The following is an 18,673-nucleotide window of genomic DNA, read 5'->3' as shown; positions in this document are numbered from 1 at the left end:
TGATGCCGGGCGACAACATCACGGTCGATGTCGAGCTGATCGTGCCGATCGCCATGGAAGAGAAGCTGCGCTTCGCTATCCGTGAAGGCGGCCGCACCGTCGGTGCCGGCATCGTCGTCACCATCAAGGAATAACCGAGCCCGGCATTCGCCGGATCGACAAGAAAGGGCGGTCTTCGGGCCGCCCTTTTTGTTTGCCAGGCTACCGGCTGCCGCCCCGTCGGCCGAACCCTGTTGCAAGGCTCTGGACCTCGTCTAGTATAGGTTGCATCAAGGGGCTTTTTCCAAATGGTTCCAAGGCGGTATTTTCATCGTCGGGCATTGTGGCCGCTGGCTCTGACCTGGCTGATTGCGTTGCTTGCCACAGGCCCGGCAGCCTTCGCGGCGGATGCGGCGCCGGATCTTGGGCCGACGATGCGGTTCGGCATTGTCCGCAGCAACGCAGCGGGGTGCGAGCCGATCTGTCCGGAATGGATATCGGCCGAGGGCTCCATAGAAGCCGGAACTCCGGCGCTCTTCAAACGCATGCTGAAGACGCTTGGCGGGCGGAAACTGCCTGTTGTCGTGGATTCTCCCGGCGGCAATGTCGAGGCGGCGCTGACGCTTGGCCGGCTGATCCGCAAGAACAAGCTCGATATCGCCATCGGCAAGACGGTGTTTTCCAGCTGCCAGCCCGACGCGAAGGGGTGCCAGGACCGTGACGCCCGCTACTTCGGCGATGTCATCGACTATGGCGCCATGTGCAATTCCGCCTGTCCTCTGATGTTTGCCGGCGGCATCAGGCGAGTGGCTGGCGAATGGGCCTATCTCGGCGTCCATCAGATCACCACGACCTACATCCGCACGAAATTGCAATACCGGACCACCTACCGGATCGTCGGGGGCAAGAAGAAGATCCTCAACACGAAGATCGTCAGCCGCAAGAACGCCGGCAGCTACAAGACCTACGAAATGAGCAAGTCGGTGGAGAAAAAGCTGGCGGCCTACCTGGACCAGATGGGCATCGAACAAAGCATGCTCGAAACGATGAAGGGCACCCCGGCCAGCGAAATCCACCAGATCGCCCTCGATGACATGCTGGCGATGAAGCTGGTCACCAGCACGGACGCCGTGGGCCTGTTGACCGCGGCGAGCCTGTGCGAACCCGGCCGCCTGGCCACGAATTGCCGGGAGGTGCCGGGGAACAAGCCTGGTGGCCTGATGGCGACCGCGGCCAGGCCTACTCCGCCAGCGATCGAACCCGAGGCGGCGCGGCGCGATGAAGACATGCGCTTCGTTGTCGTTCGCGGCACCAATCCGCTCTGCAATCCAGACTGCCCGGAATGGATCTCGGCGGAAGGCGCGATCACCCCCCAGACCCCGCAGAAGCTGCGCCAGCTGCTCGCCACGCTCGGCAAACGGCAACTGCCTGTCGTGATCAGCTCGAAGGGAGGCGACCTGTTCAGTGCCCTGGCGGCGGGACGGCTTATCCATGAAAAGAAGCTCGACGTCGCCGTTGGCCGCACCGATTTTGTCGGCTGTGACCCAGGAGCGTGGAATTGCCTGGCCAAGGAGGGCGCCTATGCCGGGCTGAGCATCGATGCGGGCGTGGAGTGCGATTCGGCCTGCGCGTTCATGCTTGCCGGCGGCATCAGGCGGCTTGTCGGTCCCCAGGCGCGACTTAGCCTCTACCCGATGGGGCAAAAGCTGATGGTCAAGGCCTACCTGGAGGAGATGGCGATCAGTTCCGCCCTGTTCGCGTCGATCGAGCGGCGCTCGGTCGAGCGCCGGCTGGAACCCGACATGATGCTGAAGGTCGGCCTGACGACGAGCCTGCAATCGGTCGACGCGCTGACCGGCGCCACCATTTGCGAGGCGGTGCCAAGACCCGAGAATTGCCGGATCCGGCCTTCCGCCAATGCCGAGGCTGACGCGCCGGCCAAATTGTAGTGGGCGACGGAGCCCGAAACTGGCCATCGAGGCAGGTTGAGCCGCTTTCGATTTTTCCGCTATCGTCGCTGCTGGCGGCTTCAGGCAGGCGGAGGATCGAGAATGGGCCAGGATATCCCGACACTCTACGAATGGGCCGGCGGCAGCGAGGCCTTGAACCGGCTCACCCAGACCTTCTATGACAAGGTGGCGCAGGACCCGATCGTCGGGCCGGTGTTCAAGACCATGTCGCCGGATCACCCCGCCCATGTCGCGGCCTTCATCGGCGAGGTTTTCGGCGGACCGAAGACCTACAGCGAGCAGTTCGGCGGCCACCGCGAGATGGTCATGCACCATCTGGGCAAGCATCTGAGCGAAGAGCAGCGCCGCCGCTGGATCAGCCTCCTGGCCGATGCAGCCGACGCGGTCGGCCTGCCTGACGATCCGGAATTCCGTTCGGCCTTCATGGGCTATGTCGAATGGGGATCGCGCCTGGCCAAGATGAACTCCAATCTCGGCGAAACCTGCGATCCGCAGACGGAACCGATGCCGGCCTGGGGCTGGGGTGTGCCGGGCGGCCCCTATCAGCCACCGGGTACAAACTAGCGTCCAGTTCGCCATGGAGGTGTTGGGCTGATGCCGGAAGATGTGAAGATCATACGTTGGCGCGAGTGGGACGGACCGGGTCTCGAACATTTGGTGCTGCAGGAGCGGGCAGGGGAGGTCTCGGCCGACTCTGTCGCAGTCTGCTCCGGGCAAACGCCTTTTGCCGTCCGTTACCGCATCGTTTGCGATGTCGGCTGGCACGCCAGGCGTGTCGTTGTCGATATGATCGGTAGCGGCCGCACGCTTGTTCTTGCCGCCGATGGCGATGGTCGCTGGACCAGGGACGGCCTGCCGATGCCGGAGCTCGACGGCATTTTCGATCCCGACCTGACCATCACGCCGTTCACCAACACGCTGCCGATCCGGCGATTGCAGCTTTCCGCCGGGCAGAGTGCCGAGATAACCACTGCCTTCATCGACTTCCCCGCCCTCACGGTCGTCGCCAACCCGCAGCGCTACACATGCCTCGAAGAGGGCAGGCGATATCTCTATGAATCGCGCGCCAGCGACTTCAGGCGGGAACTTGAAATCGACCGCAACGGGCTGGTTGTCGACTATCCCGATTTCTGGCGCAGAGGTTAAGGCGTGTTTGCATGCAAACCGCTCTTTACAGAGCGTGCGGAAGCTTTTAGGAAGCGCCTGCTGCGCCGACATGCGCACGTACGGGCATAGCTCAGTTGGTAGAGCGGCGGTCTCCAAAACCGCAGGTCGTAGGTTCGAGCCCTGCTGCCCGTGCCATTCCCTGAATGGCATTCAACCCAATGTCTCGCCGTTTCGGAATGGCGTTCAAAACGATATTTCCATGGTCCGGCCTTTGAAAATCGGCGACCCGCTTGCCATATAGGGTCGATTGGGGCATAAGAGCGCCATAGCCGGGACGGAACGACTGGATGGTTCCGAGGCGGTGTTTGGTCATAAAGCGGAGACTTGCCACTTGCGTGGATCAAGAATCGGTTTTATGTAGACGAAACAGACACGCGACGCGTGGAGCTGGGAAACCGGCTTTACGCGTCTGATTTGCATGGGCGAAATGATTGCGCTGATTCGGCGCGAAATTCGCTCAGGCGGCACGTCCCGGCCAGCGGGATCATCCAGGAGACCCGGCCAACGGGTCTTGAAGACAGAGCGGCATATGGCTTCGAAAACCACAAATCCTTTCGTCTTTCTCCAGCAGGTTCGCGCGGAGACCGCCAAGGTGACTTGGCCGTCGCGGCGCGAAACGATGATCTCGACGGTGATGGTTCTGGCCTTCGCAGTGATCGCGATGATCTTTTTCTTCACCGCTGATCAGCTCATGGGCCTCGCGGTCGAACAGATTCTGGGCATCGGACGCTAAGTCCGGCGATTACGGAGAAGTCTTGAAATGACCGCGCGCTGGTACATCGTCCACGCCTATTCGAACTTTGAAAAGAAGGTCGCCGAGGATATCGAGAACAAGGCCAAGCAGAAGGGCCTGTCTGCCGACATCCACCAGATCGTGGTTCCGACCGAGAAGGTCGTCGAAGTTCGCCGCGGCCGCAAGGTCGATGCCGAGCGCAAGTTCTTCCCGGGCTATGTGCTGCTGAAGGCCAATCTGACCGACGCCGTGTTCTCGCTGGTCAAGAACACGCCGAAGGTCACCGGCTTCCTGGGTGACTCCAAGCCGGTGCCGATCACCGAGGCGGAAGCGCAGCGCATCCTGAACCAGGTGCAGGAAGGCGTCGAGCGGCCCAAGCCCTCGGTCACGTTCGAGATCGGCGAAGCGATCCGCGTTTCGGATGGTCCCTTCGCGTCGTTCAACGGTTTCGTCCAGGAAGTGGACGAGGAGCGGGCGCGGCTCAAGGTGGAAGTTTCGATCTTCGGGCGCGCCGTGCCTGTCGATCTGGAATTCGGGCAGGTCGAAAAGGGCTGATCCGAAATCCCTGAAGCCGGTTTGGCGATCAGGGGAGGCGGCGCGGAAGCGCGGCCTGAGAACGGTGGGAGACGAATGCGGCTTTAGCCGGCCGCATGGATCGCACCACCAGACTGCAACCGCCGGCATGACCGGCATAGACAAAGGCAGGAAAAGAGATGGCTAAGAAAATTGCAGGCCAGCTCAAGCTCCAGGTGAAAGCGGGATCGGCTACGCCGTCTCCCCCGATCGGCCCGGCGCTTGGTCAGCGTGGCATCAACATCATGGAGTTCTGCAAGGCGTTCAACGCGCAGACCCAGGAAATGGAAAAGGGATCGCCGGTTCCGGTTGTCATCACCTACTATCAGGACAAGTCCTTCACCTTCGTCATGAAGACGGCGCCGGTGAGCTACTTCCTGAAGAAGGCGGCGAACCTGACCTCTGGTTCCAAGGAGCCGGGCAAGGTCAAGGCCGGTACGGTTTCGCGTGACAAGGTCCGCGAGATTGCCACCGCGAAGATGAAAGACCTGAACGCAAACGACGTCGAAGCGGCCATGCGCATGGTCGAGGGCTCCGCCCGCTCGATGGGTCTGGAAGTGGTGGGCTAAGATCATGGCAAAGATTGCAAAGCGTGTATCGAAGACCCGCGAAGGCATCGATCCCAACAAGGCTTATGCCCTGGGTGATGCGCTGAAGCTGCTCAAGGACCGTTCCTCGGTGAAGTTCGATGAGACCATCGAAGTCGCCATGAACCTCGGCGTCGACCCGCGCCATGCCGACCAGATGGTCCGCGGCGTGGTCAACCTGCCGAACGGCACCGGCCGCTCGGTACGTGTCGCCGTGTTCGCCCGTGGCGACAAGGCCGACGAAGCGCGCGCCGCCGGCGCCGACATCGTTGGTGCCGAGGATCTGGTCGACATCGTCCAGAAGGGCACGATCGATTTCGATCGCTGCATCGCCACGCCGGACATGATGCCGCTGGTCGGCCGTCTGGGCAAGGTGCTCGGCCCGCGCGGCATGATGCCGAACCCGAAGGTCGGAACCGTCACCACCGACGTTGCCGCCGCCGTCAAGGCGTCCAAGGGCGGCGCCGTCGAGTTCCGTGTCGAGAAGGCTGGCATCGTCCATGCCGGCGTCGGCAAGGTCTCGTTCGACGTCAAGGCCCTGGAAGAGAACATCCGCGCCTTCGCCGATGCGGTGACCAAGGCAAAGCCGACTGGCGCCAAGGGCAACTACGTCAAGAAGGTGTCGGTCACCTCGACGATGGGCCCGGGCCTCAAGCTCGACGTCGCGACGCTCAACGCGTCCTGATACGAACATTTGGATCGGCCGCCAAGCGGCTGATCCGCAAGTGAATTCCGGACCTCCGACTTGTCGGCGGCCCGGTACCGGAAGCCGAAAGGTTTCCGGACATCCTGTCCGAGATTGCAGGCGGCCCAGAAGCCTTAATTCGATTTGGGCCTGCATGAGACGGGTGAAGACCGGACAACGGAGCGATTGCTCCAATGAAAGGTTCGAACCGTGTTTGCCTTTTGTCTGCGCATCGCCGGCTTGACTGTCGATGTGGCGAAAGGGGGCAGGATCCTCGAGCGTCGTTCGGGAGATCCGTTACTGGATGGCCCGGCCGACAAAAGGCAACCCGACGCCTGTCCTCGTCAATGGGATGTTCCCGTTAACAGGATTGGGGTCAACTGGAGATAGGCAGTGGACAGAGCGGAAAAACGCGAACTCGTCACGGGCCTGAACGGTGCGTTCTCGAACGCAGGTTCAGTGGTCGTGGCCCACTACGCCGGTATCACCGTCGCGCAAATGAACGACCTTCGGTCGAAAATGCGCGCTGCCGGTGGCACCGTCAAAGTCGCGAAGAACCGTCTCGCCAAAATCGCTCTTCAGGGCACGGACTCCGCATCGATCATCGAGCTGTTCAAGGGACAGACGCTGATTGCTTATTCGGAGGATCCGATTGCGGCGCCGAAGGTCGCGTCCGATTTCGCCAAGGGAAATGACAAGCTCGTCATTCTCGGCGGCGCAATGGGCACCACCTCGCTCAATGCCGACGGTGTGAAGGCACTCGCCACACTTCCGTCGCTCGATGAGCTGCGCGCCAGGCTGGTTGGCATGATCGCCACGCCGGCAACCCGGATCGCCCAGATCGTCAATGCGCCAGCGGCCTCGGTCGCGCGCGTCATTGGCGCTTACGCCCGGAAGGACGAGGCGGCATGAGGCCGTTCCTCGCTATCACAAACACACGTTCGAACCTTATGAAGGAACACAACAATGGCTGATCTCGCAAAGATCGTAGACGACCTTTCGAAGCTGACCGTCCTCGAGGCGGCCGAGCTGTCGAAGCTTCTGGAAGAAAAGTGGGGCGTTTCCGCCGCTGCTCCGGTGGCGGTTGCCGCTGCTGGCGGCGCTGCGGCCGCTGCTGCTCCGGCCGAGGAAAAGACGGAATTCGACGTCGTCCTCACCGACGCAGGCGCTCAGAAGATCAACGTCATCAAGGAAGTCCGCGCCATCACCGGTCTTGGCCTCAAGGAAGCCAAGGATCTGGTTGAAGCGGCTCCGAAGCCGGTCAAGGAAGCTGTTTCCAAGGCCGACGCTGACAAGTTCAAGGCCCAGCTGGAAGCAGCCGGCGCCAAGGTCGAACTGAAGTAAGCGTAAAAGCGGCGGGCGGCCTCGCGCCGTCCGCCACTCCCTTCGCCCGAAGGGAGAGCGCGTAACGCGAGATTTGCGAGAACCTCTTTCCTGAGGGCCGAAAACCGGCCTTCAGGAAACGGGTTTTCTCCCGTTCTAGCCGGCCGCCGACAGGCGCCGGGAAAACAGACAGAGGGTTGCCGCCAAGGTGGCCCAGTATGCAAGGCGAGCCGCGGCGAGGCTCGTCCCGAGTTTAGAGCTAAGGAGCGACGATGGCCCAAACCCAGACTTTCAATGGCCGCAGACGCGTACGCAAGTTCTTCGGAAAGATTCCGGAAGTTGCGGAGATGCCGAACCTGATCGAGGTTCAGAAGGCATCCTATGACCAGTTCCTGATGGTGGCGGAGCCCAAGGGTGGGCGTCCGGACGAGGGGCTGCAGGCCGTTTTCAAGTCGGTCTTCCCGATCTCCGATTTTTCCGGCTCCTCCATGCTGGAGTTCGTGAAGTACGAGTTCGAAGGACCGAAATTCGACGTTGACGAATGCCGTCAGCGCGACCTCACCTATGCCGCGCCGCTCAAGGTGACGCTGCGCCTCATCGTGTTCGATATCGACGAGGACACCGGCGCCAAGTCCATCAAGGACATCAAGGAGCAGGACGTCTACATGGGCGACATGCCGCTCATGACCTTGAACGGCACCTTTATCGTCAACGGCACCGAGCGCGTCATCGTTTCGCAGATGCACCGTTCGCCGGGCGTCTTCTTCGACCATGACAAGGGCAAGTCGCACTCGTCGGGCAAGCTTCTGTTTGCCGCGCGCGTCATCCCGTATCGCGGTTCGTGGCTCGACATCGAGTTCGATTCCAAGGACGTCGTGCACGCCCGCATCGATCGCCGCCGCAAGATTCCGGTGACGTCGCTGCTGATGGCGCTCGGCATGGACGGCGAAGAGATCCTGTCGACCTTCTACAACAAGATCACCTACAAGCGTGCCGGCGACCATTGGCGCATTCCGTTCAACGTCGAGCGTTTCCGCGGCCTCAAGGCTGTCGGCGACCTGGTCGATGCCGATACCGGCGAAGTCGTCGTCGAGGCCGGCAAGAAGATCACCGCACGCCAGGCACGGGCGCTTGGCGAAAAGGGTCTGAAGGCGATCAAGGCGACCGACGAGGACCTGCTCGGCAACTATCTGGCCGAGGACATCGTCAACTACGCCACCGGCGAGATCTTCCTCGAGGCCGGTGACGAGATCGACGAGAAGACGCTGAAGGTGCTGCTCGGCACCGGCGAAGAGGAGATCAAGGTTCTCGACATCGACCACGTCAATGTCGGCGCCTATATCCGCAACACGCTCAACGTCGACAAGAACGAGAGCCGCCAGGACGCGCTGTTCGACATCTATCGTGTCATGCGCCCCGGCGAGCCGCCGACGCTCGAAACCGCCGAAGCCATGTTCAACTCGCTGTTCTTCGATAGCGAGCGTTACGATCTGTCGGCCGTCGGCCGCGTCAAGATGAACATGCGCCTCGAGCTCAAGGCCGAGGACACCGTGCGCGTGCTGCGCAAGGACGACATCCTGGCCGTGGTCAGGACGCTGGTTGAACTGCGCGACGGCAAGGGCGAGATCGACGACATCGACAATCTCGGCAACCGCCGCGTACGTTCGGTCGGCGAGCTGATGGAAAACCAGTACCGCGTCGGCCTGCTGCGCATGGAGCGCGCGATCAAGGAGCGTATGTCCTCGATCGAGATCGACACGGTCATGCCGCAGGATCTGATCAACGCCAAGCCGGCGGCTGCCGCCGTGCGCGAGTTCTTCGGTTCCTCGCAGCTGTCGCAGTTCATGGACCAGACCAACCCGCTGTCGGAGATCACCCACAAGCGCCGCCTCTCGGCGCTTGGACCGGGCGGTCTGACCCGCGAGCGCGCCGGCTTCGAAGTGCGCGACGTGCACCCGACGCATTACGGCCGCATCTGCCCGATCGAGACGCCGGAAGGCCCGAATATCGGTCTGATCAACTCGCTGGCCACCTTCGCACGCGTCAACAAGTACGGCTTCATCGAGAGCCCGTACCGCAAGATCGTCGACGGCAAGCTGACCAATGACGTCGTCTATCTCTCGGCGATGGAAGAGGCCAAGCACCACGTCGCGCAGGCCAACGCCGAACTCGACAAGAATGGTGGTTTCGTCGACGAATTCGTCATTTGCCGCAGCGCCGGCGAAGTGATGATGGCGCCGCGCGAAAACGTCGATCTGATGGACGTGTCGCCCAAGCAGATGGTGTCGGTGGCCGCGGCCCTGATCCCGTTCCTGGAAAACGACGACGCCAACCGCGCTCTGATGGGTTCGAACATGCAGCGTCAGGCCGTGCCGCTGGTGCGCGCCGAGGCGCCGTTCGTCGGCACCGGCATGGAGCCGATCGTCGCCCGTGACTCGGGCGCCGCCATCGGCGCCCGACGCGGCGGCATCGTCGACCAGGTGGACGCGACGCGTATCGTTATCCGCGCCACCGAAGATCTCGATCCGGGCAAGTCCGGCGTCGACATCTACCGGTTGATGAAGTTCCAGCGTTCGAACCAGAACACCTGCATCAACCAGCGCCCGCTGGTTCGCATGGGCGACCGGGTCAACAAGGGCGACATCATCGCCGACGGTCCGTCGACCGAGCTCGGTGATCTGGCGCTCGGCCGCAACGTGCTGGTCGCGTTCATGCCGTGGAACGGCTACAACTACGAGGACTCGATCCTCCTGTCCGAACGCATCGTCGCCGACGACGTCTTCACCTCGATCCACATCGAGGAGTTCGAGGTCATGGCGCGCGATACCAAGCTTGGACCGGAGGAAATCACGCGCGATATCCCGAACGTCTCGGAAGAAGCGCTGAAGAACCTCGACGAAGCCGGCATCGTCTACATCGGTGCGGAAGTTCAGCCGGGCGACATCCTGGTCGGCAAGATCACGCCGAAGGGCGAAAGCCCGATGACGCCGGAAGAGAAGCTTCTGCGCGCCATCTTCGGCGAAAAGGCGTCCGATGTGCGCGACACCTCGATGCGCATGCCTCCTGGCACTTTCGGCACCGTCGTCGAGGTGCGCGTCTTCAATCGCCACGGTGTGGAGAAGGACGAGCGCGCCATGGCGATCGAGCGCGAGGAGATCGAACGCCTCGCCAAGGACCGCGACGACGAGCAGGCCATTCTGGACCGTAACGTCTACGCGCGTCTTTCCGACGTGCTCGTCGGCAAGGAAGCGATCGCTGGACCGAAGGGCTTCAAGAAGGGCTCGACGCTGTCCAAGGATACGCTCGACGAGTACCCGCGTTCGCAGTGGTGGCAGTTTGCCGTGGAGAACGAAAAGCTCCAGAGCGAACTGGAAGCGCTGCGTGGCCAGTACGACGATTCCAAGAAGGCGCTCGAGCAGCGTTTCATGGACAAGGTCGAGAAGGTCCAGCGCGGCGACGAAATGCCTCCGGGCGTCATGAAGATGGTCAAGGTCTTCGTGGCCGTGAAGCGCAAGATGCAGCCCGGCGACAAGATGGCCGGCCGTCACGGCAACAAGGGTGTCGTGTCGCGGATCGTTCCGGTCGAGGACATGCCTTTCCTCGAGGACGGCACGCATGCCGATATCGTGCTCAACCCGCTGGGTGTGCCGAGCCGCATGAATGTCGGCCAGATCCTGGAAACGCATCTGGGCTGGGCATGTGCGGGCATGGGCAGGAAGATCGGCGAGCTGATCGACACGTACAAGGCAGCCGGCGACATCAAGCCGCTGCGCAAGACGCTCGAGAGCTTCATCCCGGCCAACGACCGCAACGAGCCGGTTCGCGACTATGACGACGAGAGCATCGTTCGCCTCAGCGAGCAGATGCGCCGCGGCGTCTCGATCGCGACCCCGGTGTTCGACGGCGCGCATGAGGCTGACATCAACATCATGCTGGAGCAGGCGGGCCTGCACAGCAGCGGTCAGTCGCAGCTCTATGACGGACGCACGGGCGAGCCGTTCGATCGCAAGGTGACGATGGGCTACATCTACATGCTCAAGCTTCACCATCTCGTGGACGACAAGATCCACGCGCGTTCGATCGGTCCGTACTCGCTCGTCACCCAGCAGCCGCTGGGCGGCAAGGCGCAGTTCGGTGGCCAGCGCTTCGGCGAGATGGAGGTCTGGGCGCTGGAAGCGTACGGCGCCGCCTACACGCTGCAGGAAATGCTGACGGTGAAGTCCGACGACGTCGCCGGCCGTACCAAGGTCTACGAGGCGATCGTGCGTGGCGACGACACCTTCGAGGCCGGCATCCCGGAGAGCTTCAACGTTCTCGTCAAGGAAATGCGGTCTCTCGGCCTCAACGTCGAGCTGGAGAACACCAAGCTCGACGACAACCCTGTCCGGCTGCCCGACGCGGCCGAGTAAGGCAATGGCGCGCCACGGCTGTCCGCGGCGCGCCTCGAGCATGATCCCGAAAAGTGGCTACCGGTTTTCGGACAGGATCATGCTCAACCAGGAAGAATTCGACGGCCAGTGGCCGACAAAGACGGCGGGCGTTTGGCTCGCGACTAGATGCAAGGGATCTTCGAGGATCCCGAAAAGGAGAACGGCATGAACCAAGAGGTCATGAATCTCTTCAATCCGCAGGCGCCTGCGCAGGTGTTCGATTCCATCCGGATATCGCTTGCCAGCCCTGAGAAGATTCTGTCCTGGTCTTTCGGCGAGATCAAGAAGCCGGAGACCATCAACTACCGCACCTTCAAGCCGGAGCGTGACGGTCTGTTCTGCGCGCGCATTTTTGGCCCGATCAAGGACTACGAGTGCCTGTGCGGCAAGTACAAGCGCATGAAGTACAAGGGCGTCATCTGCGAGAAGTGCGGCGTCGAAGTCACGCTGTCGCGCGTTCGCCGCGAGCGCATGGGCCATATCGAGCTGGCGGCACCGGTCGCCCATATCTGGTTCCTGAAGTCGCTGCCGTCGCGCATCGGCACGCTGCTCGACATGACCCTGAAGGACATCGAGCGCGTCCTCTACTTCGAGAACTACATCGTCACCGAACCTGGCCTCACCGCGCTGAAGGAGCACCAGCTGCTCAGCGAGGAAGAGTACATGATCGCCGTCGACGAGTATGGCGAGGATTCGTTCACCGCCATGATCGGCGCCGAGGCCATTCATGACCTCCTGGCCGGCATGGACCTGGAGAAGATCGCCGGCGACCTGCGTTCGGAACTGGCGTCGACCACCTCCGAGCTGAAGCAGAAGAAGTATCTGAAGCGGCTCAAGGTCGTCGAGAACTTCATGGAATCCGGCAATCGTCCGGAATGGATGATCATGAAGGTGGTTCCGGTGATCCCGCCGGACCTGCGTCCGCTCGTCCCGCTGGACGGCGGCCGTTTCGCCACGTCGGATCTGAACGATCTCTATCGCCGCGTCATCAACCGCAACAACCGTCTGAAGCGGCTGATCGAGCTGCGCGCCCCCGGCATCATCGTGCGCAATGAAAAGCGCATGCTGCAGGAAGCCGTCGATGCGCTGTTCGACAACGGCCGTCGCGGCCGCGTCATCACCGGCGCCAACAAGCGCCCGCTGAAGTCGCTGTCCGACATGCTCAAGGGCAAGCAGGGCCGGTTCCGTCAGAATCTGCTCGGCAAGCGCGTCGACTATTCCGGCCGCTCGGTCATCGTGACCGGTCCGGAGCTCAAGCTGCACCAGTGCGGCCTGCCCAAGAAGATGGCGCTCGAACTGTTCAAGCCCTTCATCTACGCCCGTCTCGACGCCAAGGGTTACTCCTCGACCGTCAAGCAGGCGAAGAAGCTGGTCGAAAAGGAGCGTCCGGAAGTCTGGGATATCCTCGACGAGGTCATCCGCGAGCATCCGGTGCTGCTGAACCGTGCGCCGACGCTGCACCGTCTCGGCATCCAGGCGTTCGAGCCGATCCTGATCGAAGGCAAGGCGATCCAGCTGCACCCGCTGGTCTGCACGGCCTTCAACGCCGACTTCGACGGCGACCAGATGGCCGTTCACGTGCCGCTGTCGCTGGAAGCGCAGCTTGAAGCCCGCGTGCTGATGATGTCGACCAACAACATCCTGCACCCGGCTTCCGGCGCGCCGATCATCGTGCCGTCGCAGGACATGGTTCTGGGTCTCTACTATCTCTCGATCGTCAACCAGAACGAGCCGGGCGAGGGCATGGTGTTTGCCGACATGGGCGAACTCCAGCACGCGCTCGAGACCAAGGCGGTGACGCTGCACTCCAAGATCAAGGGTCGTTTCCGCACGGTCGACGCCGAAGGCAAGGTCGTGTCGAAGATCCATGACACCACGCCTGGCCGCATGATCATCGGCGAGCTTCTGCCGAAGAACGTCAACGTGCCTTACGAGACCGCCAACCAGGAGATGACCAAGAAGAACATCTCCAAGATGATCGACACCGTCTACCGCCACTGCGGTCAGAAGGAGACGGTCATTTTCTGCGATCGCATCATGGCGCTCGGCTTCAGCCATGCCTGCCGCGCCGGCATTTCGTTCGGCAAGGACGACATGCTGATCCCGGATGCCAAGATCAAGCTGGTCTCCGACACCGAGGCTTTGGCCAAGGAATACGAGCAGCAGTACAATGACGGTCTGATCACGCAGGGCGAGAAGTACAACAAGGTCGTCGACGCCTGGGCCAAGTGCTCGGAAAAGGTCGCCGACGAGATGATGGCCCGCATCAAGGCGGTCGAGTTCGAGGACAATGGCCGTCAGAAGCCGATGAACTCGATCTACATGATGTCGCACTCCGGTGCGCGTGGCTCGCCCACCCAGATGCGCCAGCTTGCCGGCATGCGCGGCCTTATGGCCAAGCCGTCGGGTGAAATCATCGAGACGCCGATCATCTCGAACTTCAAGGAAGGCCTGACCGTGCTCGAGTACTTCAACTCGACCCACGGCGCCCGCAAGGGTCTGGCCGACACCGCCTTGAAGACGGCGAACTCGGGTTACCTCACCCGTCGTCTGGTCGACGTGGCGCAGGACTGCATCGTCAACTCCGTCGACTGCGGCACCGACAAGGGCCTCACCATGCAGCCGATCGTCGATGCCGGTCAGGTCGTTGCTTCGGTCGGCCAGCGCGTGCTGGGCCGTACGTCGCTCGACGACATCACCCATCCGGTGTCGGGCGAGATCCTGGTCAAGGCCGGAACGCTGATGGACGAGCGTGACGTGGAACAGATCGAAAAGGCCGGCGTCCAGTCGGTCCGCATCCGCTCGGCACTGACTTGCGAAGTCAGGGTTGGCGTCTGCGCGGTCTGCTACGGTCGCGATCTGGCCCGCGGCACCCCGGTCAACCAGGGCGAAGCCGTCGGCGTCATCGCGGCGCAGTCGATCGGCGAGCCGGGCACCCAGCTCACCATGCGTACCTTCCACATGGGCGGTACCGCGCAGGTGGTGGACAGCTCGTTCCTTGAAGCCTCGTATGAGGGCAAGGTCGAGATCCGCAACCGCAACGTGGTGCGCAACTCCGACGGCCAGCAGATGGTCATGGGCCGCAACATGGCGGTGCTGATCCTCGACGAAGCCGGCAAGGAGCGCGCCTCGCACCGTCTCACCTATGGTTCGCGCATCTTCGTGGACGATGGTGACAAGGTGAAGCGCGGCCAGCGTATCGCCGAGTGGGATCCCTACACGCGTCCGGTCCTCACCGAAATCGAGGGCAGGGTGTCGTACGAGGATCTGGTCGACGGCATTTCCGTTCAGGAAACGGCCGACGAGTCGACCGGCATCACCAAGCGTGAGGTCATCGACTGGCGCTCGACGCCACGTGGCAACGACCTGAAGCCGGCGATTGCGATCCAGGACGCCAAGGGCAAGGTCGGCAAGCTGTCCAAGGGCGGCGACGCCCGCTTCCTGCTCTCGGTCGAGGCCATTCTTTCGGTCGAGCCGGGTTCGCAGGTTCGCCCCGGCGACGTTTTGGCGCGTATTCCGATGGAAAGCGCCAAGACCAAGGACATCACCGGCGGTCTGCCGCGTGTTGCCGAGCTGTTCGAGGCACGTCGTCCGAAGGATCACGCCATCATCGCCGAGATCGACGGCACGATCCGCTTCGGCCGCGACTACAAGAACAAGCGTCGCATCATCATCGAGCCGCATGACTCGACGCTTGAGCCGGTCGAATACCTGATCCCGAAGGGCAAGCCGTTCCATCTCCAGGACGGCGACGTCATCGAGAAGGGCGACTACATCCTCGACGGCAACCCGGCGCCGCACGACATCCTGGCGATCAAGGGCGTGGAGGCACTTGCTTCCTACCTCGTCAACGAGATCCAGGAAGTCTACCGTCTGCAGGGCGTGTCGATCAACGACAAGCACATCGAGGTGATCGTTCGCCAGATGCTGCAGAAGGTCGAGATCACGGTGCAGGGCGATTCGACCTACATCCCGGGCGATCATGTCGACGTGATCGAACTGGAAGAGGTCAACGAGCGTCTGGTCGAGGACGGCAAGAAGCCGGCCGAAGGCCTGCCGGTGCTGCTCGGCATCACCAAGGCATCGCTGCAGACGCCGTCCTTCATCTCGGCCGCCTCCTTCCAGGAGACGACGCGAGTGCTGACGGAAGCTGCCGTTGCCGGCAAGACCGACATGCTGCAGGGCTTGAAGGAAAACGTCATCGTCGGCCGGTTGATCCCGGCCGGTACCGGCGGCACGATGAGCCAGATCCGGCGCATCGCCACCTCGCGCGACGAACTGATCATCGACGAGCGCCGCAAGGCCTCGGGTGCGGAAGTCGCCGAGCCGATGCTGGCCGACATGACCACCGCCGCGCAGTAAGCGCGGACGGCAACGATCTCAGGCAATAAGGCCGTCGGGGCAACCCGGCGGCCTATTTCTTTGTGCTATTCGGACACCCTCTCGAAGCGAAGCAGATCGCCCGGCTGACAGTCGAGATAGTCGCAGATGCGCTCCAGCGTGTCGAACCGGATACCCTTGACCTTTCCCTGCTTCAAAAGGGAAAGATTGGCCTCGGTGATGCCGACATATTCGGCCAGGTCCTTTGACTTCACGTTTCGTTCGGCGAGGACGACATTGAGCCTGACCCTTATGGGCATGAGCTGATCCTCATCAGATGAATTGCGCGTTTTCTTCGGCGAGTGCCGATGCCTCGGCCATGACCCAGGTGATGACAGCGACGATGCAAGCTGCCAGCAAGGTCAGCATCGTGTCGCTGTCGAGACCGAGCGTCAGCCGGTGCTGGCCGGCAGGCGCGTCCCAGCTGAGCAGAACGGACAATGCCGCCGCCGAAACCGGTTTCAGCAAGGCGGATGCCAGCAGGCCGAGGCCAAAGTATCGCAAATTGCTGATGGCGCCCTGACCGAAGAAGTTGCCGGACGCGAAAGCGCCGAAGCAGCGCCTTGCGGCCATGAGCGCGAAGACGAGGCAGGCAAGCGGCACGAACGAGATCGCGAACCCGACCAGTCTTCGACCGAGGCCAAGCTCGCTCAGCCATTCCTGTGGGATTTGCGCATCGGCCGCGATCGAACTGGCGGAGACGCTGAGCCAGTAGAACAGCAGACCGATGGTCAGCAATATGGCGAGGACGACAAAACACCTCGCCAGCACTAGGCTGAAAAGTCGGATGCGTCTCAATCTAAGCTGGCGGGCAGGATCGGCAGGGACAGCCGTGATGACAGGTTCAATCATCGCCGTTATCACTCCATTGTAATGAATTATCGTTTTACAATAATTTGTTTATGCGTAATGATGATTCTTGTCAATTCCTCATCACAGGAGAAACCTATGCCTTCGTTCAAACGCCGGATTGCCGTGGCAGCCATCGCGATTGTCGCCGCGTCCATAACGCCTTTTGCTGCCATCGCCCTCCCGTCGACCGCGACAGGCCGGATATCGGTGGGGCAGGTGATGGAAATGCTCGACAAGGCCGACACCAGCCCGGTCGCCAGGCAAACGCTGGTCGCCTATGTCGCCGGGGTTGGCGAAGCCGCCGGCGTGATCGCCGACACGATCGGCAATGGCGGCCTCGTTTCCTGCAAGAGTTCTTTCAGCCTGGATACACGAGCGGTGCGCGCCGCCCTTGAAGCGGGCGCCCCTCGTCAGGGTAACTGGTCTCAGACACCGGCGACGCCACTGATCATTGCCGACATGGTCAAGCGTGCCGGTTGCAGGACCAGGAATTGAGCCTGGCGATCCGCTGGTTCTCAGTCGCGCGACAATCCTGTCGCGCGACTATTCCCAACCTGCGACCCCCGCGCGCGATCAGCGAGTGCGGTTCCAGAGCTCAATCGAAAAACGCCTCGACTACGTTGCGCTTGCCGAGCATGAAGGCGTCAGCGACATGCTGGAGCGGGGCCAGATCGACATCGGAAACGCCGGCGCGCACGATCTCGGCGAAGCGCTTGTAGAGCATCGGATATTCCGCTTCCGGCTCTTCGTGAATGAGCTTGCCATCGATGGCGAGCTTCGAGCCGCCGCCCGACAGCACCATGGCGCCCTTGTCGGTGTCGGCCAGGATGTCCCAGCTTTGCGGGCCTGTCTGCAGCCAGTCGAGGTCCATCGTCACCGGCAGGCCATTCGAGGTGCGGAAGGTGACGCGCGCGGCAACCGGGGAGGCGCGGTTTTCGGGAAAGTCGAGCACCGCCGAGGTGATGAACATGGCCGGCAGGATATGGGTGGCAATCGACAGCGCGTTGATGCCGGGATCGAAGACGCCAAAACCGCCGGGAGCCCAGATCCATTCCTGGTTCGGGTGCCAGCGGCGCACATCCTCTTTCCAGTTGATGGCAGCCGAGCGGATGCGGGCTGAACTTAGAAAAGCACGTGCGGCCTCGACGGCCGGCGCATAGCGCGAGTGCCAGCTGGCGAACAGCGAGACGCCGTTGTGCGCAGCCAATGTCTTGAGGTCTTCGACCTCGCTGACAGTAGCGCCTGGCGGCTTCTCCAGGAAGACATGCTTCTTTGCCGTCAGCGCCGTCCGCGCCGCGTCGTAGCGGAATTGCGGCGGCATGCAGAGCGAGACGGCCTCGAGCTCGGCTACGGCGTCGAGCATGGCTTCGATGGTGGGGAAATTCGGGATGTCATCCACCTTGCCGTGACGGCTGGCGGCCGCGACGAGGCGATAGTCCTGGTCTTTCGCCAGGGCCGGCAGGTGCTGGTCGCGGACGATCTTGCCGACGCCGACGATGCCTATCTTGATGGGCTGGGACATGGCCGCTCCGTCTGTTTGATGATGGTGATGGCTTCTTATCAGAACACTTGCCCCGGGCAAGCCGAAGCCGAGCAGCCAAGCTCAGCCTTCCCTTAGCGGCAGCACATTTGTCGGCTGGGAAGGCCTCGGTCGCCGATTCGGTTCGGCAGTCGATTCGAAAGCTGGACCGGGGTCAGATCGGCACGTCGAAGGTAACGATCGACACTTCGCCTTCGAGCGCGCCCTGGAAGGCGGAAATATGCGGCTCTTCGTCGGGGATGCCGTCCATGTCGCCGATCTGGTCGAGCTCGGCCTCGGCGTAACCTTCGGCGGCAAGCGATTCGAGCGCCCGGCGCACCGCCGAATCGTCGTCGGGCGCAACCAGCATGACGTGGACGCCTTCCGGTTTGCCGCCTTTTTTCTTCCACACCCGGCCGGTGATGATGGTGACCGGGCGTTCTTCGTTGTCGTTCACGGGCCGATTCCTCTTGGC

16 protein-coding genes, 1 tRNA gene and 1 pseudogene are annotated in these 18,673 nt (G+C 62.2%); 14 read left to right on the top strand and 4 right to left on the bottom strand.

The window, feature by feature from the left end; genetic code table 11:
• The 13 genes and pseudogenes from tuf to rpoC form a co-directional block, all read left to right on the top strand.
• Window positions 1-134, top strand: a pseudogene (gene tuf / locus EN949_RS21055) (elongation factor Tu); the annotation flags it as partial.
• A 153-nt stretch (window positions 135-287) separates the two neighbouring features.
• Window positions 288-1,928, top strand: coding sequence for a hypothetical protein (locus EN949_RS21050; RefSeq protein WP_127366961.1), 1,641 nt, complete (start codon window positions 288-290; stop codon window positions 1,926-1,928).
• Window positions 1,929-2,030: 102 nt separating this feature from the next.
• Window positions 2,031-2,513: a group II truncated hemoglobin gene (locus tag EN949_RS21045; RefSeq protein ID WP_024505637.1), complete on the top strand. Its 483-nt coding sequence runs from the start codon at window positions 2,031-2,033 to the stop codon at window positions 2,511-2,513.
• Between the two features lie 30 nt (window positions 2,514-2,543).
• Window positions 2,544-3,095, top strand: coding sequence for a putative glycolipid-binding domain-containing protein (locus EN949_RS21040; protein WP_063168072.1), 552 nt, complete (start codon window positions 2,544-2,546; stop codon window positions 3,093-3,095).
• 80 nt (window positions 3,096-3,175) lie between these two features.
• Window positions 3,176-3,251 (top strand) — tRNA-Trp (locus EN949_RS21035).
• Between the two features lie 394 nt (window positions 3,252-3,645).
• Window positions 3,646-3,849 carry a preprotein translocase subunit SecE gene (secE, locus tag EN949_RS21030; RefSeq protein WP_013531408.1) on the top strand — a complete coding sequence of 68 codons (204 nt, stop codon included), beginning with the start codon at window positions 3,646-3,648 and terminating at the stop codon, window positions 3,847-3,849.
• A gap of 27 nt (window positions 3,850-3,876) precedes the next feature.
• Window positions 3,877-4,404 (top strand): transcription termination/antitermination protein NusG, encoded by a 528-nt coding sequence (gene nusG / locus EN949_RS21025; RefSeq protein WP_013531409.1) that lies wholly within the window; start codon window positions 3,877-3,879, stop codon window positions 4,402-4,404.
• Between the two features lie 158 nt (window positions 4,405-4,562).
• Entirely contained in the window at window positions 4,563-4,991 is a 429-nt protein-coding gene (gene rplK, locus EN949_RS21020; protein ID WP_013531410.1) for a 50S ribosomal protein L11, read from the top strand.
• A 4-nt stretch (window positions 4,992-4,995) separates the two neighbouring features.
• On the top strand, window positions 4,996-5,694 hold the full coding sequence (gene rplA / locus EN949_RS21015) for a 50S ribosomal protein L1 (protein ID WP_013531411.1): 699 nt from the start codon (window positions 4,996-4,998) through the stop codon (window positions 5,692-5,694).
• A gap of 393 nt (window positions 5,695-6,087) precedes the next feature.
• Window positions 6,088-6,606 (top strand): 50S ribosomal protein L10, encoded by a 519-nt coding sequence (gene rplJ / locus EN949_RS21010; protein WP_013531412.1) that lies wholly within the window; start codon window positions 6,088-6,090, stop codon window positions 6,604-6,606.
• A 54-nt stretch (window positions 6,607-6,660) separates the two neighbouring features.
• Complete coding sequence (gene rplL, locus EN949_RS21005) at window positions 6,661-7,038, top strand: 50S ribosomal protein L7/L12 (protein WP_013531413.1); 378 nt, start codon at window positions 6,661-6,663, stop codon at window positions 7,036-7,038.
• Window positions 7,039-7,289: 251 nt separating this feature from the next.
• Window positions 7,290-11,426 (top strand): DNA-directed RNA polymerase subunit beta, encoded by a 4,137-nt coding sequence (gene rpoB / locus EN949_RS21000; protein ID WP_013531414.1) that lies wholly within the window; start codon window positions 7,290-7,292, stop codon window positions 11,424-11,426.
• Window positions 11,427-11,612: 186 nt separating this feature from the next.
• The gene (rpoC, locus tag EN949_RS20995) at window positions 11,613-15,809 is read left to right on the top strand and encodes a DNA-directed RNA polymerase subunit beta' (protein ID WP_013531415.1); all 4,197 of its coding nucleotides are present in this window, start codon (window positions 11,613-11,615) and stop codon (window positions 15,807-15,809) included.
• Window positions 15,810-15,874: 65 nt separating this feature from the next.
• On the opposite strand, the gene EN949_RS20990 is transcribed toward rpoC, so the two are convergent.
• Both EN949_RS20990 and EN949_RS20985 read right to left on the bottom strand, forming a co-directional pair.
• Entirely contained in the window at window positions 15,875-16,087 is a 213-nt protein-coding gene (locus tag EN949_RS20990; RefSeq protein ID WP_013531416.1) for a helix-turn-helix transcriptional regulator, read from the bottom strand.
• A gap of 13 nt (window positions 16,088-16,100) precedes the next feature.
• Window positions 16,101-16,679, bottom strand: a complete 579-nt coding sequence (locus EN949_RS20985; protein ID WP_063168071.1) for a DUF2975 domain-containing protein — start codon at window positions 16,677-16,679, stop codon at window positions 16,101-16,103.
• 96 nt (window positions 16,680-16,775) lie between these two features.
• Here EN949_RS20985 and EN949_RS20980 point away from each other — a divergent pair, with 96 nt between their 5' ends.
• Complete coding sequence (locus tag EN949_RS20980) at window positions 16,776-17,174, top strand: chlorophyllide reductase subunit BchY (protein ID WP_013531418.1); 399 nt, start codon at window positions 16,776-16,778, stop codon at window positions 17,172-17,174.
• Window positions 17,175-17,274: 100 nt separating this feature from the next.
• Here the strand turns inward: EN949_RS20980 and EN949_RS20975 are convergent, their stop codons facing one another.
• Window positions 17,275-18,201: a Gfo/Idh/MocA family oxidoreductase gene (locus tag EN949_RS20975; protein WP_013531419.1), complete on the bottom strand. Its 927-nt coding sequence runs from the start codon at window positions 18,199-18,201 to the stop codon at window positions 17,275-17,277.
• A gap of 172 nt (window positions 18,202-18,373) precedes the next feature.
• Entirely contained in the window at window positions 18,374-18,655 is a 282-nt protein-coding gene (locus tag EN949_RS20970; RefSeq protein ID WP_013531420.1) for a transcriptional regulator, read from the bottom strand.
• Between the last annotated feature and the right edge of the window lie 18 nt (window positions 18,656-18,673).

The sequence above is a fragment of the Mesorhizobium sp. M7A.F.Ca.US.007.01.2.1 genome, assembly GCF_003998165.1.
Lineage (GTDB): Bacteria > Pseudomonadota > Alphaproteobacteria > Rhizobiales > Rhizobiaceae > Mesorhizobium > Mesorhizobium ciceri.
Note: the sequence above shows the minus strand (reverse complement) of the source record. Positions and strands in the feature narration are given on the sequence as shown.

Bases quoted from the DNA above. Each gene is read 5' to 3' on its own strand.
- EN949_RS21050 (WP_127366961.1), top strand. From the start codon at position 288: ATGGTTCCAAGGCGGTATTTTCATCGTCGGGCATTGTGGCCGCTGGCT.
- EN949_RS21045 (WP_024505637.1), top strand. From the start codon at position 2,031: ATGGGCCAGGATATCCCGACACTCTACGAATGGGCCGGCGGCAGCGAG.
- EN949_RS21040 (WP_063168072.1), top strand. From the start codon at position 2,544: ATGCCGGAAGATGTGAAGATCATACGTTGGCGCGAGTGGGACGGACCG.
- secE (WP_013531408.1), top strand. From the start codon at position 3,646: ATGGCTTCGAAAACCACAAATCCTTTCGTCTTTCTCCAGCAGGTTCGC.
- nusG (WP_013531409.1), top strand. From the start codon at position 3,877: ATGACCGCGCGCTGGTACATCGTCCACGCCTATTCGAACTTTGAAAAG.
- rplK (WP_013531410.1), top strand. From the start codon at position 4,563: ATGGCTAAGAAAATTGCAGGCCAGCTCAAGCTCCAGGTGAAAGCGGGA.
- rplA (WP_013531411.1), top strand. From the start codon at position 4,996: ATGGCAAAGATTGCAAAGCGTGTATCGAAGACCCGCGAAGGCATCGAT.
- rplL (WP_013531413.1), top strand. From the start codon at position 6,661: ATGGCTGATCTCGCAAAGATCGTAGACGACCTTTCGAAGCTGACCGTC.
- rpoB (WP_013531414.1), top strand. From the start codon at position 7,290: ATGGCCCAAACCCAGACTTTCAATGGCCGCAGACGCGTACGCAAGTTC.
- rpoC (WP_013531415.1), top strand. From the start codon at position 11,613: ATGAACCAAGAGGTCATGAATCTCTTCAATCCGCAGGCGCCTGCGCAG.
- EN949_RS20990 (WP_013531416.1), bottom strand. From the start codon at position 16,087: ATGCCCATAAGGGTCAGGCTCAATGTCGTCCTCGCCGAACGAAACGTG.
- EN949_RS20985 (WP_063168071.1), bottom strand. From the start codon at position 16,679: ATGATTGAACCTGTCATCACGGCTGTCCCTGCCGATCCTGCCCGCCAG.
- EN949_RS20980 (WP_013531418.1), top strand. From the start codon at position 16,776: ATGCCTTCGTTCAAACGCCGGATTGCCGTGGCAGCCATCGCGATTGTC.
- EN949_RS20975 (WP_013531419.1), bottom strand. From the start codon at position 18,201: ATGTCCCAGCCCATCAAGATAGGCATCGTCGGCGTCGGCAAGATCGTC.